The organism is Oceanisphaera profunda (assembly GCF_002157895.1).
Classification (GTDB): domain Bacteria; phylum Pseudomonadota; class Gammaproteobacteria; order Enterobacterales; family Aeromonadaceae; genus Oceanimonas; species Oceanimonas profunda.
The window spans coordinates 2,359,670-2,374,615 of the sequence record NZ_CP021377.1 but is presented as its reverse complement, the minus strand read 5'-3'; the positions used below and the strand labels follow the sequence as shown (position 1 = coordinate 2,374,615).

The window sequence follows — 14,946 nt, the reverse complement described above, 5'->3', positions numbered from 1 at the left end:
TTGGTTTTCACTCAACATCCAACACTAAAATCTCAACACTATTTACTTAGCGCCGCAGGCTTTTTGCAATGCGGAGAATGCCGACCAGTCTATCTGCCAAGGGCCATTGTGGTTGGCGTTGGTGACCTCATTTATTTGTACGCAGTGGCTGCTTTGTATGTCGGCTAACTGCTGGTGCGTTAATTCAGGCCGAATTATTCTATCTTTGCGGCCGGTGTAATGCAGTTGTGGTAAGTCTGCTAACGCTGCTAGTAGAGCTTGGTTATGGCCATACTTTTCTTGTGCGGTACGATGAAAGCGATTGAAGCTCTCCGCGTCTAGGTTACCGGCCACCGTGACTAAGCCTGTTACTTGTGGCCCTTTCATATGCGGCTCTTTCACCTGCAGGAACTGGGCCGCTAACTGAATGGCAATATTAGCGCCGCCAGAAAAGCCGATGAGTATGACTTCCTGCTCGCCAGTCAACTGTTGCAGTGCCGCTTTAATATCGGCGGTTTCCGCAAAACGGCGATCTGTCCACACGCTAAAGTGGCAACCGCGCGTGGTATCCATTAAATACTGGCAAGGGCGCCCTAGATATAACACTGAGCTGTGTGTATCTGCAGCGGCTAATTTAAGGCCTACCGGATCGTGAGGCGTGGGATCAAGGGATGGCAGATGGCCATTACGCCAAGCGCGGCCATCACCTTCTATATAGACATGTATGGGCTCGCCGGTTGCTATGCGCCCCCAGGCTTTAATCGGCAAGTTCGTCTCGACCGCCAACGCGGTCAAATTGCCTCGTTGGGCTAGCTGCTCGGTTTGTAAATTACGCTGTGCTGCGGATTGAGAGCTGCAAGCGGTCAGTATTAAGGTGGCAAGCAAGATAGCCACAAGGCTAAAGCTGGTTTTCATAAAGACTCCATTCTTGATTCGAGAAAGCGCAGGCAGCGAATGCCGTACCAGCACAGTGGTTCGCCGTCGATGAGTACGGCGGGTTGCTGTAGCTCTTGTTGGGTGGTGGTTAATTGTTTAGCGAAGGGATAAGGCTCGGTGGAGCACAACAGTATTGGATTAAGCGCGGCGATGTCTTCAAGGCTCAGCTCTGGGTAATTAGACTCAAAGGCCAACAGTTTATGGCCAAGCCCCAAGTGCGCAAAGACCGAATAGATAAAAGTATGGCGGCCAATACTCATGTAGGGCTTGCGCCAAATCAGATACAGCCAAGGCCGCTCGTCTGTTAACACTGAATTAGCTGCTGCGTCTTTGTGTGCCAGCAGTGGCAAAGCAGCTGGCTGAATGGCTATGGGATGATTGAGCAGTAATTGAAAACGGGCCGCCAGTTCGATTAAGCCGTAATTGTTCAGTTGTTGCGCTAATAAGCGCAGTGCCCGTGGCATATCTTGCACCGACTCCACATGGGTGGCGAAGTACGGATACGGGCAGCGGTCTGCCATGGGCTTGGTGTTTTCTTCTTTATCGAAAATCACTAAGTCTGGCGCCAATGCGGCCACCTTGTCCCATTGCACATCTTTAGTTCCGCCAACTATGGCAATATCGGCTACTTCGTCGGCTGGATGAATGCAGTAACGAGTACGCCCTACTACGTTAACGCCACAAGCCAGCAGGGTTTCGGTCCAAGACGGCACCATACAAACTACGCGCATTTAATATCCTCTGTTTGTGAGGGGGAAAACCTTAAAGATTAAAGACTTTCTTGCCACACCTCTTTGTTACGAGAGTCACGGAAGAACACGGTAAAATAGAGATAAAATCTGAAAGAAGTCTTGATGGTAAGACCAAGGCAGGTGTCTATCTTTAGCTATTCGCTTACAGCTGACGGCTTAAAGCTTTGTTTTATCCCTTCCTCTTCACCCTTTACCCTTCACTCTTTACCTATCGGGTAAGGGCAGTGTCGGCAGCCGTTGCCACAGCAATGGCCGCGTTTTAAATGAAAGGCGGCGGTAAATATCCAAAAGCCGTCTTCAATATAATAATCTTCGTGTTCTCGCAAAGGTGTGGGCTCGGGTGGGGATTCTTGATTCATTAGGGTCTCAGCTGAACATATAAAAATTAAACGCTTATTGCCACAAAGATGCGTGGCAATAATAGATGTTGGTGTGATGTAGTAACAGGTTTCGTCTGCGACGCAATGCGAGAGCCAGCGTTCGCCTACAAAAGAGAAACCCTGCGCCTGTGATAACGGCGCAGGGTGTTAGCTCTGCCTCTTTTCCCTTCACCCTTTACTCTTCACCTGCCCTCAAGGCTTAGCAAAGTAGTCTTTTAAGAAGGTATCAAAGTCGACGAGATCTGATTGCTCAGCTTTGCGCTGGCGCGCCAGAGAGCGGGCGCCTTCTTCATCGAAGAAGCTGTCTTCCCAATAATGGGGGCGACGTTGCTGTAGCTGATTGTGATAGCTTTTCGATAACGACAAACCAAAAGGCAAAATATCTTGCTGACTTGCTTTAAGCTCGCCCAATAATCGTGCCGACAGCGTAAGCTCGGGGTTTTGAATCATGGCCAAGTGCGATTGATAAGCCTTACCATAACAGCCTTTGCCACAACAGGCATCCAGCAAGTCGGCCACGTCTTTCAGCTCAGCAAAATACTGCTCGCCCAAGGCGGTTAAGCTTAAAGACTCGCCGCCCCACTGCTCTAATTCCAAACTAGGCTTACGCCCTTCTAGCACCACTTTATTAAAGTTACGGCGGTTCAGAGCAATTTCATCTTGCTCTAAGGGTGCCGATGGCGTTAGTAAACACCACAGTAAGAAAGTATCGAGAAAGCGCACTTGCGCCGCATCTATGCCCACAGCAGCATACGGATTTACATCCACAGAGCGCAGCTCTATGTATTCAATACCGCGCGTGTTAAGCGCATCTGAGGGCTTTTCGCCGCTGTCTGCGGTGCGTTTGGGGCGGATCGGCGCATACAGCTCGTTTTCAATTTGTAGTACGTTGTCATTAAGTTGACGGTATTCGCCGTCCACCTTAACGCCAATCTTGGCAAATTCCGGCGCATGGGTATTAATGGCGCGGCGCAGCGAGGAGACGTATTGATCCAAGCTGTCGACGGAGATATTAAGATCAGCTTGGCTATTATTGGTGTAGCCCAAGTCCGATAAGCGCAACGAAGTGGCATAGGGTAAATACAAGGTGCCTTTACCTAAGCGCTCAAAGGGCAGCTTATGCTCGGTGCCGGTTAAAAACGAACCGCACAAGGCTGGTGATGCACCAAACAGATAAGGGATTAACCAGCCAAAACGATAAACGTTACGCACTAGGCCTAAGTACTTATCTGACACAAAATCTTGCAAGAAGTCGTGGTTGCCCTCTTGATTGTGCCATTCACTCCAAAAACTATCCGGCATAGAAAAATTAAAGTGCACGCCCGAGATCACCTGCATACGACTGCCGTATCTGTGGTGCAAGCCTTGGCGGTATAAAGTTTTCATCTGACCGGTATTAGAGCTGCCGTATTGGGCCAAGGGGATTTGTTCATCGCCGCCTTTTAGCAGGCACGGCATGCTTAACGGCCACAGTTGTTCATTACCTAAGTGGCGCATCACATAGCCGTGAACATCACCCAGTTGTGCCAGTAACACCTCAACCGAGTCAGAAACCGGGGTGATAAACTCCATCTGTGACTCTGAAAAATCGGTGGTAATGTAGCTATGAGTAAGAGCGGAGCCCAAAGACTGAGGATGCGGGCTCTGGGCTAAGTTACCGTCGGGATTAATACGCAAGCTTTCGCGCTCAATGCCGCGACGAATGCCTTTTATGGTGGGCAAACTTTGGGGCTGATACCAAGCTTGAATTCGTTCGGCCAGTGTTATATTTGATTTAGTCATAATTAGTTACTCTTTAGCACGGCCTCAACCAAAGATGGATAAGGCCGTGAGAGGTCTGGCCTCGTTACTCAATGGTAAAGTCGTATAAGGGTAAATGGAGTCCTTTAAGTGACTTTTCAAGCTTAGCCTTATCACCGACCACGACTATTACCATTTCTGCGGGGTCGAGCCACTGTGCGGCCAGCTCTGTAAGCTGTGACTTATCCACCTTAGCCACTATCTGTTGTTGCTTGGCCAAGTAGTCCGGTAACAGTTTCATCATCGCCAGTTGTAATAAGAAACCGGCTTTATCGCCTAAGGTTTCGTAAGACAACGCATCTTGTTGCGAATAGCTGCTGCGTAAATACGCCAACTCCGCATCACTGGGGCCTGCTTTCTTAAACTGCTCAAACTCTTGCAAGATATTTTTAATGGCGTCCGCCGTGACATCACCGCGCACATCACTGGCCACCAAGAACACGCCCGCATCTCGATTACCGGTAAAGTAGGAGTTGGCACCATAGGTGAAGCCTTTATCTTCGCGCAGGTTTAAGTTGATGCGGCTATTAAAATTACCGCCCAAGTTAAAGTTCATTAAGCTGGCATGAAAGAAGGGGCCGGTGGCGTCTTGCGCCAAGGCGCGGCGGCCTACTCTTAACACCGATTGCACCGCACCGGGTACATCGACGATATAGATACCCGGTTTGGCCGGTTGGGGCTGCACCTCAACGGCGCTAATCTCGGGCACCTCGCCTTGCCACTGGGTTAAAAAGGCAAAGTCTTGTTCGGCTTGGCTTTTTGACAAGTCGCCAGCAATTAACACATGGCCGTTAGCGGGATTGTAATAACGCTGATAATAAGCACGCACTTGTTCGAGCGTGATATCGGCGACCAACTCGGCCTGACCTTCATCGGGTAGGCCCATGCGGGTTTCACCGTACATCAGTTGGCGAAAGGCTTGTTGCGCCAACCAAGAAGGTTGATGACGGCTTTGTGCCATGGACTCTAAGGTGCGGGTTTTCACTTTTTCAAAGTCTTGTTCGCGCATCCCAGGATTAAATAGCAGCTCCTCAACTAAGGCCAGCGTTTGCGGCAAAGTTTCGGTCATGGTGGTGATGTTAATGAGATTGGTATAAAAGCCGTGGCTGACACTGACGCTGGCGCCCAGTCGCTCCAGCGCTTCACTGAATTCACCTGAACTGAGCTGCTTGGTGCCTTGGTTCATCAAACTGGCCGTTAAGCTGGCCACGCCAACTTGCTCAGGGCTTTCTGTGCGCTGGCCACCGGGAAAGGCCATGATAATCGACACCGCTGGGATCTCGTTATTCACAGTACCTTGCAGCTGAATATTATTGCCAAGCTTAGCTTGCCATAACTCCGGCACTTTAATGGTCACAGGCTCGCCGGCGGCGGGCATTTTACTGCGATCAAAATCGTCTTTCACTGCGCGCGCCACCAGCTCCGTCTGAGGTGGCTGGTCTGCATTAGGTAACTCACGCTGAGGTGTTTCATAGTTTGGCTCGGCGGCTTGCCAATCAAGGTGCTCTTTGGGCACCACGCTCAAGGCCGCCTGCGGCTTACTGTGTAAGTACTGCTCATAAACCGCGCTCACCTGCTCTGGCGTGGTGCTAGCTAACTGACGCCACGCATTAATAGCAAACAAAGGATCATTTTTTAACACCTGACCGCTCGCCAGTTGTCGAGACTTACCTCGAGTGCTGTCGAGTCCTAAAATCAGATTGGCGCGCAGTTCGGTAACCGCTTTATCTACGTCAGATTTTTTAATGCCCCGCTCGCTTACTTGAGCAATGATCCGTTCAATGTCTGCTTTAAGAGGTACTAAAGAGCCGTTTTTTGACGGATTGCTGTATGCCCACACGCTTAAGGTACAGGCTAACTCGCCACAATAATGACTGGCACCGGCACTGACTGCTTTGCCGGTCTCAACCAGCTCTTGGTATAACAGCGAGCTTTTGCCGCCACCCAACACATTGGCCAGCACATCCAGCGCCGCTTCGTCCTCGTGGCCTAACCATACGGTGGGATAAGACAAATACAGCATCGGCATGCGAATACGCGTATCCACCAATGTTTGATAGCGGTTGCTCTCAAGCTTGGCCGGTTGTGGTTTAGCAGAGCTCACCTTGGGGCCTTGGGGAATACTGCTAAAATATTTATCAACCCAAGCAAGGGTTTGTTCGGTATCAAAATCACCGCTGATCACTAAGGTGGCATTATTAGGGCCATACCAGCGGCTGAAAAACGCCTTAAGATGATCTACATTAACGCGGTCTAAATCTTCCACATAGCCAATCGGCTGCCAGCTATAAGGATGGTCGCGGGGATACAGTAACTCGCCCATACGCTCACCCACCAAGCCATAAGGCTGGTTATCGATACGCTGGGCGCGTTCGTTTTTAACCGTATCTCGCTGGATTTCAAACTTATGCTGACTGACGGCTTCGAGTAAAAACCCCATGCGATCCGCTTCTAGCCACAACACTTTTTCTAAGTGATTGGCGGGAACCGTTTCATAGTAATTGGTTCTGTCTTGGTTGGTGCTGCCATTCATGCTGCCACCGGCTTCGTTGATCAAGCGAAAGTGCTCTTGATCACCCACATGCTTGGATCCTTGAAACATCATATGCTCAAAAAAGTGCGCAAAGCCGGTTTGCTCTGGCTCTTCCCGCGCCGAGCCCACGTGATAGGTCATTTCCACATGTACCAAGGGATCCGACTTATCGGTATTGAGCAGCAAGGTGAGCCCATTATCCAAGCGATACATTTGGTAGGGGATCACTAAGCCGTCTTTTGATGTATCGACTTGCTGCACTAATGTGGGCACCGCCGAGACCAACATGGGGCTTAAGAGCAATAACAGAGACCAAAACTTCATGGAGTGTCCTTATGTTGAACGCCAATAGACTGAATGCAAAAGATTAAAAATTGAAAAACATCAGCCTTTTAGTAAAATTTTACCGCGTGTATGGCCCGTTTCAATCTGACGATGCGCTAATTCTCCCTCTGCTAGCGGATAGACATGACTGATTTCCACACGCAGCCGCTGCTCGACGACCATCTGCATTAATTTGGCCAGTTGTTGGTTGTCATTATGCTTGAGCATGCCGGTGGCGTTTAAGCCTAGGGGTTGAGCTGCAGCAATCACTTGCTCGGCGGTATTGGTGGGCACGGTGACCACTCGCCCCTCTTTCTTAACCTGAGATAACAAGCTAAGGCCAGACTCGCCACCCACCAAATCCAATAATAAATCGACCGGTGCCAGTGCCGCCAATTGCCCAGCCTCGCGATAATCCAACACCTGATCCGCACCTAGGCTGCGTAAAAATTCATGGTTATGAGGAGAAGCCAGTGCGATAACGGTGGCGCCTAAGTCTTTGGCTAACTGCACCGCCAAATGCCCCACCCCGCCGGCAGCAGCCGAAATCAAGACTCGCTCACCGGCTTTAAGAGCACCGTGCTCGGTGAGGCCTTGCCAGGCGGTAATGCCCGCTAACGATAAACCCGCGGCCGTTTCATCACTCACGGCTCTGGGTACACGCAGCAAGGCATTGGCCGGCACCACTAACTGTTCGCTATAGCCGCCACCGCCCAGCAAGCCAAATACCCGGTCGCCAAGATGATAAATACTGACTTCGGCACCCAGCTCCATCACAGTACCCATCATCTCTAAGCCCGGCGCCCACGGCAGCTGGTCTTTAATGGCCTCGGCCCCCCACCCCAGACCGGCACGGGTTTTAGCGTCCACAGGGTTTACACCAGCAAAGTGCATTTTCACGCGAATTTCATTGGTGGCCAGCGGCGCGGGTTCGCGCTCCACTAAACCTAGCTGGCTAGCATCACCAAACGCCTTAATCATCAACTGCTTCATGTGCTATTCCTTGTCTATTCACCATCCGCGAGATTTGGCTCGCAACCTAATATATCACTGCAGCGCCACGGCCTATGGAGCCGATTGTGACGCATACTTGTCTATTTGATAAGCGTGATTTGATAAGAGATAAGTTTACTTGTTCAGCGCCAAGAGTAAGGCACCCCTTATGCGGGTGCATAAGGTAGAGTACATAAGCTACAGTGCTCAAATAAGACTGTTATCATCTCACTGCGTTCACGCTCAAAGAAGGACTCTGCCATGGCTCGACTCTTTTTATTACCGCTGTTGCCCGCTTTATTGTGGTCCTTGTTTTTATTCTATAACCACATTCCTCTGAAACAGGGCGCGCGGGGCTTTTATTGGATTATCGGCTTAGGCTGGGGCTTAGCCGCCTTTATGAGTCTAATGATCTATGTAACGCGTTAATGTGTGAGGCGTAAAACGTGAGGAGTGAGGCGTTGTCTCAGACCTAACGCCTCATCATTTGCCCCTCACATCTTACGGTCACTTCAAACTTACCAATAATTTTCCATCAGCACTTGGCCGGGTTTGCGTCGCAAGTGCTTTTGTAGGCCTTTAAGTTTTAGCTCAGTTAGGGTGTCGCGCACCATTTGCGGATTACCGCAGATCAATACTCGACTGTGCTCAGCACTAAATTCTAGCCCCACTCTTTGCTCTAAGCGGCCACTGTTAATGCCCGTGGTAATACGGCCAGGCTCCGCATCGCTGATCTGCTCGCGAGAAACGAAAGGCACATAATGGAAATTGGGCTGATCTTGAGTGAGCTCCAGAATGCGCTCTCGATAACCCAGCTCGTCGCCCAAGCGTACACCATGCACCAGCACTATGTTAGCAAAGCGCTGCCAGCAACTGCCCTCCGCTAGCATGGACACAAAAGGCCCCACGCCGGTGCCGGTCGCCATCAGCCACAAGTCTCGGCCTTCAGGTACTTCATCCAGCGTTAAAAAGCCGGCCGCCGAGTGCTCGACTAATAACTCGTCACCCACCTGAAGATCGGCTAAATAGGGGGTTAACTGTCCATCGGGAATGGTGATCACATAAAATTCGCAATCTTGGCCGGGGGCATTAACGTAAGAATAAGCGCGCGCGACTTTTTTATCGGCGCTGTGCCAAGCTAATTTGGTAAATTGCCCTGCTTGAAAGGGCGCTACGTCCGCTTCTACCACGATTGAGAATAAGGTGTCGGTCCATTGCGTGCGTGCTTTAACAATACCGGTTGTCCAGTCTGCCATGTAGTCTCTCCCTAAAGGCCTGCCCCTACTCTAGCCTTATTGCAGGCAATAAAAAACCCGCGACAAGCGCGGGCTTTTTTAACGTGCGGCAAAACTTAGGCAGCAACTACCTGAATTTTCACGGTAGCTTTAACGTCGGCGTGCAGCTGCACACCCACTTCAAATTCACCAGTGTTGCGCAGTACGCCGTCAGACAGACGTACTTGGCTCTTGTTCACTTCAATACCAGCAGCCGTGATGGCATCAGCCACATCACGAGCACCGATAGAACCAAACAATTTGCCTTCGTCACCTGACTTAGATGCAATTACCACGTTTTCCAAACCAGATAACTGGTCGGCACGGGCTTGTGCAGCAGCCAATTGCTCAGCTAATTTCGCTTCCAATTCAGCGCGGCGAGTTTCGAAGGTCGCTACGTTGTCTTTGGTGGCTAATACAGCTTTGCCTTGTGGCAGCAAAAAGTTACGAGCATAACCGGATTTAACGGTTACCTGGTCGCCCAGGCCGCCAAGTCTGGCGATTTTATCAAGAAGAATAACTTGCATTACCTTTCCTCAAAAAAATAAAAGAGTTAGGCCGCTGCTTACTTGTGCAGATCGGTGTAAGGCAGCAGGGCCAGGTAACGAGCGCGTTTGATTGCGCGAGCCAACTGACGCTGAAACTTAGCGCGGGTACCAGTGATACGGCTCGGTACAATTTTACCGGACTCGGTAACATAGTTCTTCAAAGTTGCGATGTCTTTGTAATCTATCTCAGTAACACCGTCAGCGGTGAAACGACAGAACTTACGACGACGGAAAAAACTTGCCATGATTCTAATTCCTCAGCTTAAACGTGAATTACTCAGCAGATGCTTCTGCACGAGCGTCGTCGCGACGTGGGCGTTCTTCTCTGGCTTTCGCCATTTCAGAAGGCTCAGTAACGGCATTCTTAGTACGCATAACCATGTTACGCAGTACCGCATCGTTGAAGCGGAAGTTAGTTTCCAGCTCATCAATCACAGCTTGGTCAGCTTCTACGTTCATCAGAACATAGTGTGCTTTGTGCAGCTTGTTGATTGGGTAAGCTAACTGGCGACGGCCCCAGTCTTCCATGCGGTGAACTTGACCGCCTGAAGTAGTGATTGCAGCGGTATAACGCTCAATCATGCCTGGAACTTGTTCACTCTGATCAGGGTGAACCATAAATACGATTTCGTAGTGACGCATGGATTGCTCCTTACGGGTATAGCCTCTTCGCGGGCTCAGTCACACCATCGGAGGCAAGGAACTTATAGTAGAAACGACTGATTTTAAGGAGGCGGAGTGTAAAGGATAAAGATGCTAAAGGAAAGCTTAAAAAGACAGCGCCGAGCATTAAGCGCCCAACGCCTAGCTAGAGCAAGATCCTGACCTTCGTCAGAAAGACCGCTAAAACCAACAAAAGACAGTATTTTTCTTAAAGTGGGGCGCCGGGCGCTCGGCGCTATATTTATTTCAATTTTCTTTGCAGTCCAATAGCAATGATCACCACAGCTGCACCTAGGTAAACGTGCAGTGCGGGAAATTCGTTAAACATCAGCATGCCCATGATGGTGACAAACAGCAGGCCTGAATATTCACTGGCGGCAATTTTGCTGGCATCCGCCATGCTGTACGCCAAGATGCAGGCCCCTTGATAGACAATACCAATTAAGCTGATGCCGATTAGCAGCAACCAAATCTCACCGTTTAACGGCTGCCACCCGGGAATGGCCAAGGCAAAGCCCACGGGTATTGCTAAGGCTTGGGTTAAAAATAAAGTCGCCAGTACCGAACGCCCTTGAGGCAAACGGCGTACTAACACATTACTGGCCGCCATCGAGAATGCCGTAAATAACGCCAACCAGCCAGCCCAATGCCACTGGCCGGGATTAAGCACCAATAAAATGCCGCCAAAGCCCAGCAAACTCACGCCATAGGCGGCGGGTCGCACCTTCTCTTTACTGAGCAACGCCGCCAGCGGCAGTGTCATTAAGGGCGCCGCATAAAACACCGCATTGGCGGTGGCCAAGGGTAAATACATTAAGCTGATAAACACGCAAATAGAGCCGAACAATAATAAATGACCGCGGATCAGGTGCACTTTCCATTGGCCCCAGCCTTTTTTCTCAGGCGACAGACGCAGCCAAAACGGCAGCAGCAACAGTGAAGTCATCAAGAAGCGCAGCGCTATATATTGATAAGGCGTGACTTGGGTTTGGCCCAGCAGCTTCACCACCACATCGCCAAAGGAGATGGTTAAATTGCCGAGGATTAGCAATAAAATGGCCAGTATTTGCCGATCAGCCGTCATGCGCGCCATAAGCTGTTGCATGGTTATTCTCTTAGTTGTTAGTGACGGGGAATACAGCGCCAAGAAAACCAAACCCGTGCTGTTTTTTGGGTTTAACATTTGTAGGCTAGCGCTTTAGCTGCTAGTCCCGCCTCAGCGGGATGTTGATCACTAGCGATGAAGAGTGATGGGCAAAGGGTGAAGTGAAAAACTAGCCTAACCCTAGCCCTAACCTTCTGCTTCGCAGAACCCACAGCTGAAGCGTGGGACTACAGAAACATAGCCCCATCTCATCAACGCATTCAGGTTTTCTTCTTCTGTCTTTTTTGTTTGTATCTAGTTTTGGCCCTCACCATTAAACATCTCTTTTCTGTATATTCCGTAGCGAAGAAACCTGAGTCTCGGCGCTTAATGGTTGCTTGTCCGCTTTACCCATTACGCCTCACTCTTTACCAGAACTAACCGCGCTGGCGGACCATTTCAAACAAGCACACGCCGGTGGCGACGGACACGTTGAGGCTGGATACCGAGCCGGCCATTGGGATGCTCACTAGCTCATCGCAATGCTCGCGAGTTAAGCGGCGCATGCCTTTCTCTTCGGCACCCATCACTAGCGCCAGCGCACCCTTGAAGGTGGACTGATACACGCTGTGATCTGCTTCGCCTGCGGTGCCCACAATCCAAATACCTTTATCTTGCAACATGCGCAAGGTTCGCGCCAAGTTGGTCACTTGAAATAAGGGCACCACTTCGGCGGCACCACAGGCCACTTTACGCACCACTGGCGTAAGGCTTGCTGAATTATCTTTAGGCACAATAACGCCATGTACGCCCGCCGCATCGGCGGTACGCAAACAAGCGCCTAAGTTATGGGGGTCGGTGACGCCGTCTAATACCAGCAAAAACGGCGTATCTTGGCCCGCCAATAACTGCTCTAGATCGGTTTCGTTAAGAATGGGCGCCGCTTGTACCTTAGCCACCACACCTTGGTGCTGGCCGCCTTTGGCTTTGTTATCCAGTGCGGTGCGGTTAGCCAATTGGGTTTTCACCCCCACTTCTAATAAGCGGGCTTGTAAGCCATTGAGGCGTTCATCATCACGGCCTTTTAGCATCCATACTTCTAAAATGGTTTCTGGATGAACGTCTAACAGTGCATCGAGGGCATGAAAGCCAAAAATCAGTTCTTTGCTCATAAAATTTACTCAGCGTTTAATTAAAAACGGGGGCAACCCGCGCAACGTTGCCGCTGGCTGATTACCCCCTATTTAGTGCAGTATCTTAGTGGCGCTTTCTGCTGCCTTTGGCCTTAGCCTCACCTTTTGGCTCGGGTGCTTTACCCTCACCTTTCGGCTTGTTGCTTCTTTTCGGCTTGGCGCGCTGGCGCGATTTTAAGTTTTTCGCCCCTTTGCCGCTTTTAGCGCCGGCAGGCAGTGGCTCTTCCACGGTTTGAAAGTCGATTTTACTGTCGTCTAAGTTCACCGCCATCACCTTCACCTTGATCTTATCGCCCAAGCGATAACTGCGACGGAAGTTCTCGCCGATCAAGATTTGGCGCGCTGCATCAAACTGATAGTAATCGTTTTGCAGGCTAGAGATATGCACTAAGCCGTCAATGTGAACTTCATCTAAGCGCACAAAGAAACCAAAACCGGTGACGTTAGCGATGGTACCCATAAACTCGCTGCCGACATGGTCCAGCATGTATTCACACTTGAGCCAATCGGACACATCACGGGTCGCATCATCGGCGCGGCGCTCAGTCACGGAGCAATGCTCGCCCATCGGCGCCACTTCATCGTGCTGATAAGGTACGCCGCCGGTTTTATTGCTGCCTTCGCCCTGCATCTTGCTCAGCTGCGCCTTAATGGCACGGTGCAAAATAAGATCCGGATAACGACGAATAGGCGAGGTAAAGTGCGCATACGAATCGAGCGCTAAACCAAAGTGACCATTATTTTCCGCCTGATACACGGCTTGCTTCATGGAGCGTAACAGCATGGTTTGAATAAGCTGCGCGTCGGGTCTGTCTTTGATTTGTTCGGCTAAAAGGGCGTAATCTGCCGGCTCTGGCTCATTACCACCTTTAAGCTCTAAACCAACTTCGGCCAAGAAGCTGCGGAAGTTAATCAGCTTGTCGTCGCCTGGCTTTTCGTGCACACGGAACAAGGCATGGGCATCTTGCTGTTCAATAAAGCGCGCCGTCGCCACGTTGGCCGCAATCATACATTCTTCGATGATCTTATGGGCGTCGTTACGTATTACCGGCACTATGCTTTCAATCTTGCGTTGGGCGTTGAACACGAACTTGGTTTCTTCGCTTTCAAATTCCACCGCACCGCGCTGATGGCGGGCATGCTTCATCGCGTGATACATGGCGTTCAGCGCTTCAAGATGCGGCACTACAGCGGCATAACGCTCGCGCAAGTCTTCATCACCGTCAACGATAGCGGCAACCTTGGTGTAGGTTAAACGCGCGTGAGAATTCATCACGGCTTCATAGAATTTAGAATCCGATAACTTGCCACTGGCAGAAATGCTCATTTCCGCCACCATGCACAAGCGGTCTACTTGTGGGTTTAGCGAACATAAGCCGTTCGACAACACCTCTGGCAACATAGGGATCACTTGTGCCGGGAAGTACACAGAGTTACCGCGCAAGTACGCTTCATTATCTAACGCAGTACCGGGGCGCACATAGTAAGACACGTCGGCAATGGCCACCCATAAGCGCCAGCCGCCAGAAGCCTTAGGCTCGCAATATACGGCGTCATCGAAGTCGCGGGCATCTTCGCCATCAATGGTCACTAAGGGTAAGTCGCGTAAGTCTTTGCGGCCAACCTTGGCTTCTTCTGGTACTTCTTCAGACAAGCTCGCGGTTTCTTGGAGAACTTCTTCTGGCCAGATATGTGGAATACCGTGAGTGCGCAGCGCAATCTCGATTTCCATGCCCGGATCCATGGTCTCACCCAGTACCTCTTTCACCTTACCGACACCGGTCATGCGCTTAGTCGGTCTTTGAGTGATGGTGACCACCACCACTTGGCCCATGCGTGCGCCTTGGGTTTCGCCTTGAGGGATCAAGATATCTTGCGCCACACGGCTGTCGTCGGGTACTACATAGCTAACACCGTTTTCAATAAAGTAACGGCCAACTATTTCTAGGTCCCGTGATTCCAACAAGCGCACTACGCGGGCTTCGCGTCGGCCTTTGGAGTCAAAACGCAGCGGCTGTACCAATACTTGGTCGCCATGCATTAAGGCATCCATTTCGCGCTGGGATAAAAACAAATCGTCGCCGCCCTCTTCGGGACGTAAAAAGCCAAAGCCTTCACGATGGCCAATAACGCGACCTTTGATCAGGTTCATTTTCTCTGGCAAGGCGTAGCATTTATTGCGAGTGAACACTAATTGGCCGTCACGCTCCATGGCGCGCAGTCGACGACGCAAGGCTTCGGTTTGCTCTTCACCGGCTAAATCTAACTCAGTAAAAATCTCGTCACGGGAGATTGGGCTTTGCTTAGCTTTGATCAGCTCGATAATAAATTCGCGGCTGGGAATGGGGTTTTCATATTTTTCGGATTCCCGCTTAAGGAAAGGATCTTGTTGTTCTGACATAAAGTTGTCCATTTGAGCACTGAAATAAGGAAAGTATATCTAAAAATAAAGATAAGAATAACAAGTGACAAAGCGCCCGGTTAAGC

14 protein-coding genes are annotated in these 14,946 nt (G+C 50.5%); 1 reads left to right on the top strand and 13 read right to left on the bottom strand.

Annotation, left to right across the window (positions count from 1 at the left end):
* Window positions 1–42: 42 nt before the first annotated feature.
* From CBP31_RS10450 to CBP31_RS10430, 6 genes are all read right to left on the bottom strand, one after another.
* The gene (locus tag CBP31_RS10450) at window positions 43–894 is read right to left on the bottom strand and encodes an alpha/beta fold hydrolase (RefSeq protein WP_087037061.1); all 852 of its coding nucleotides are present in this window, start codon (window positions 892–894) and stop codon (window positions 43–45) included.
* Window positions 891–1,646, bottom strand: a complete 756-nt coding sequence (locus CBP31_RS10445) for an ABC transporter substrate-binding protein (RefSeq protein WP_087037058.1) — start codon at window positions 1,644–1,646, stop codon at window positions 891–893. The genes CBP31_RS10450 and CBP31_RS10445 overlap by 4 nt, the downstream gene beginning before the upstream one ends.
* A 218-nt stretch (window positions 1,647–1,864) precedes the next feature.
* Complete coding sequence (locus tag CBP31_RS15600; RefSeq protein WP_161492515.1) at window positions 1,865–2,026, bottom strand: DUF5522 domain-containing protein; 162 nt, start codon at window positions 2,024–2,026, stop codon at window positions 1,865–1,867.
* A 213-nt stretch (window positions 2,027–2,239) separates the two neighbouring features.
* A complete protein-coding gene (gene gshA / locus CBP31_RS10440) occupies window positions 2,240–3,829 on the bottom strand; it encodes a glutamate--cysteine ligase (protein WP_087037055.1) in 1,590 nt (529 codons plus the stop codon).
* A 64-nt stretch (window positions 3,830–3,893) separates the two neighbouring features.
* The gene (locus CBP31_RS10435; RefSeq protein ID WP_087037053.1) at window positions 3,894–6,704 is read right to left on the bottom strand and encodes a M16 family metallopeptidase; all 2,811 of its coding nucleotides are present in this window, start codon (window positions 6,702–6,704) and stop codon (window positions 3,894–3,896) included.
* Between the two features lie 60 nt (window positions 6,705–6,764).
* A complete protein-coding gene (locus CBP31_RS10430; protein WP_087037051.1) occupies window positions 6,765–7,697 on the bottom strand; it encodes an NADP-dependent oxidoreductase in 933 nt (310 codons plus the stop codon).
* Between the two features lie 261 nt (window positions 7,698–7,958).
* Between CBP31_RS10430 and CBP31_RS15640 the strand changes: the two genes are divergently transcribed.
* The gene (locus CBP31_RS15640) at window positions 7,959–8,126 is read left to right on the top strand and encodes a hypothetical protein (RefSeq protein WP_169712996.1); all 168 of its coding nucleotides are present in this window, start codon (window positions 7,959–7,961) and stop codon (window positions 8,124–8,126) included.
* An 89-nt stretch (window positions 8,127–8,215) separates the two neighbouring features.
* Here CBP31_RS15640 and CBP31_RS10425 read toward each other — a convergent pair whose 3' ends face one another.
* The 7 genes from CBP31_RS10425 to rnr form a co-directional block, all read right to left on the bottom strand.
* Entirely contained in the window at window positions 8,216–8,953 is a 738-nt protein-coding gene (locus CBP31_RS10425; protein WP_087037048.1) for a ferredoxin--NADP reductase, read from the bottom strand.
* Window positions 8,954–9,048: 95 nt separating this feature from the next.
* Window positions 9,049–9,498, bottom strand: coding sequence for a 50S ribosomal protein L9 (rplI, locus tag CBP31_RS10420; protein WP_087037046.1), 450 nt, complete (start codon window positions 9,496–9,498; stop codon window positions 9,049–9,051).
* 38 nt (window positions 9,499–9,536) lie between these two features.
* Window positions 9,537–9,764 (bottom strand): 30S ribosomal protein S18, encoded by a 228-nt coding sequence (gene rpsR / locus CBP31_RS10415; protein WP_086963916.1) that lies wholly within the window; start codon window positions 9,762–9,764, stop codon window positions 9,537–9,539.
* A 28-nt stretch (window positions 9,765–9,792) separates the two neighbouring features.
* A complete protein-coding gene (rpsF, locus tag CBP31_RS10410; RefSeq protein WP_087037044.1) occupies window positions 9,793–10,161 on the bottom strand; it encodes a 30S ribosomal protein S6 in 369 nt (122 codons plus the stop codon).
* Between the two features lie 262 nt (window positions 10,162–10,423).
* Window positions 10,424–11,287, bottom strand: coding sequence for a DMT family transporter (locus tag CBP31_RS10405; protein WP_087037041.1), 864 nt, complete (start codon window positions 11,285–11,287; stop codon window positions 10,424–10,426).
* 416 nt (window positions 11,288–11,703) lie between these two features.
* Window positions 11,704–12,438, bottom strand: coding sequence for a 23S rRNA (guanosine(2251)-2'-O)-methyltransferase RlmB (gene rlmB, locus CBP31_RS10400; RefSeq protein ID WP_087037038.1), 735 nt, complete (start codon window positions 12,436–12,438; stop codon window positions 11,704–11,706).
* Between the two features lie 85 nt (window positions 12,439–12,523).
* The gene (rnr, locus tag CBP31_RS10395) at window positions 12,524–14,860 is read right to left on the bottom strand and encodes a ribonuclease R (RefSeq protein WP_087037036.1); all 2,337 of its coding nucleotides are present in this window, start codon (window positions 14,858–14,860) and stop codon (window positions 12,524–12,526) included.
* Between the last annotated feature and the right edge of the window lie 86 nt (window positions 14,861–14,946).

Excerpts from the sequence above, each read along its gene's own strand:
- CBP31_RS10435 (WP_087037053.1), bottom strand. The coding sequence starts at position 6,704 with ATGAAGTTTTGGTCTCTGTTATTGCTCTTAAGCCCCATGTTGGTCTCG.
- gshA (WP_087037055.1), bottom strand. The coding sequence starts at position 3,829 with ATGACTAAATCAAATATAACACTGGCCGAACGAATTCAAGCTTGGTAT.
- CBP31_RS10425 (WP_087037048.1), bottom strand. The coding sequence starts at position 8,953 with ATGGCAGACTGGACAACCGGTATTGTTAAAGCACGCACGCAATGGACC.
- CBP31_RS10445 (WP_087037058.1), bottom strand. The coding sequence starts at position 1,646 with ATGCGCGTAGTTTGTATGGTGCCGTCTTGGACCGAAACCCTGCTGGCT.
- rpsR (WP_086963916.1), bottom strand. The coding sequence starts at position 9,764 with ATGGCAAGTTTTTTCCGTCGTCGTAAGTTCTGTCGTTTCACCGCTGAC.
- rplI (WP_087037046.1), bottom strand. The coding sequence starts at position 9,498 with ATGCAAGTTATTCTTCTTGATAAAATCGCCAGACTTGGCGGCCTGGGC.
- rpsF (WP_087037044.1), bottom strand. The coding sequence starts at position 10,161 with ATGCGTCACTACGAAATCGTATTTATGGTTCACCCTGATCAGAGTGAA.
- CBP31_RS15600 (WP_161492515.1), bottom strand. The coding sequence starts at position 2,026 with ATGAATCAAGAATCCCCACCCGAGCCCACACCTTTGCGAGAACACGAA.
- rnr (WP_087037036.1), bottom strand. The coding sequence starts at position 14,860 with ATGTCAGAACAACAAGATCCTTTCCTTAAGCGGGAATCCGAAAAATAT.
- CBP31_RS10430 (WP_087037051.1), bottom strand. The coding sequence starts at position 7,697 with ATGAAGCAGTTGATGATTAAGGCGTTTGGTGATGCTAGCCAGCTAGGT.
- CBP31_RS10405 (WP_087037041.1), bottom strand. The coding sequence starts at position 11,287 with ATGCAACAGCTTATGGCGCGCATGACGGCTGATCGGCAAATACTGGCC.
- rlmB (WP_087037038.1), bottom strand. The coding sequence starts at position 12,438 with ATGAGCAAAGAACTGATTTTTGGCTTTCATGCCCTCGATGCACTGTTA.
- CBP31_RS10450 (WP_087037061.1), bottom strand. The coding sequence starts at position 894 with ATGAAAACCAGCTTTAGCCTTGTGGCTATCTTGCTTGCCACCTTAATA.
- CBP31_RS15640 (WP_169712996.1), top strand. The coding sequence starts at position 7,959 with ATGGCTCGACTCTTTTTATTACCGCTGTTGCCCGCTTTATTGTGGTCC.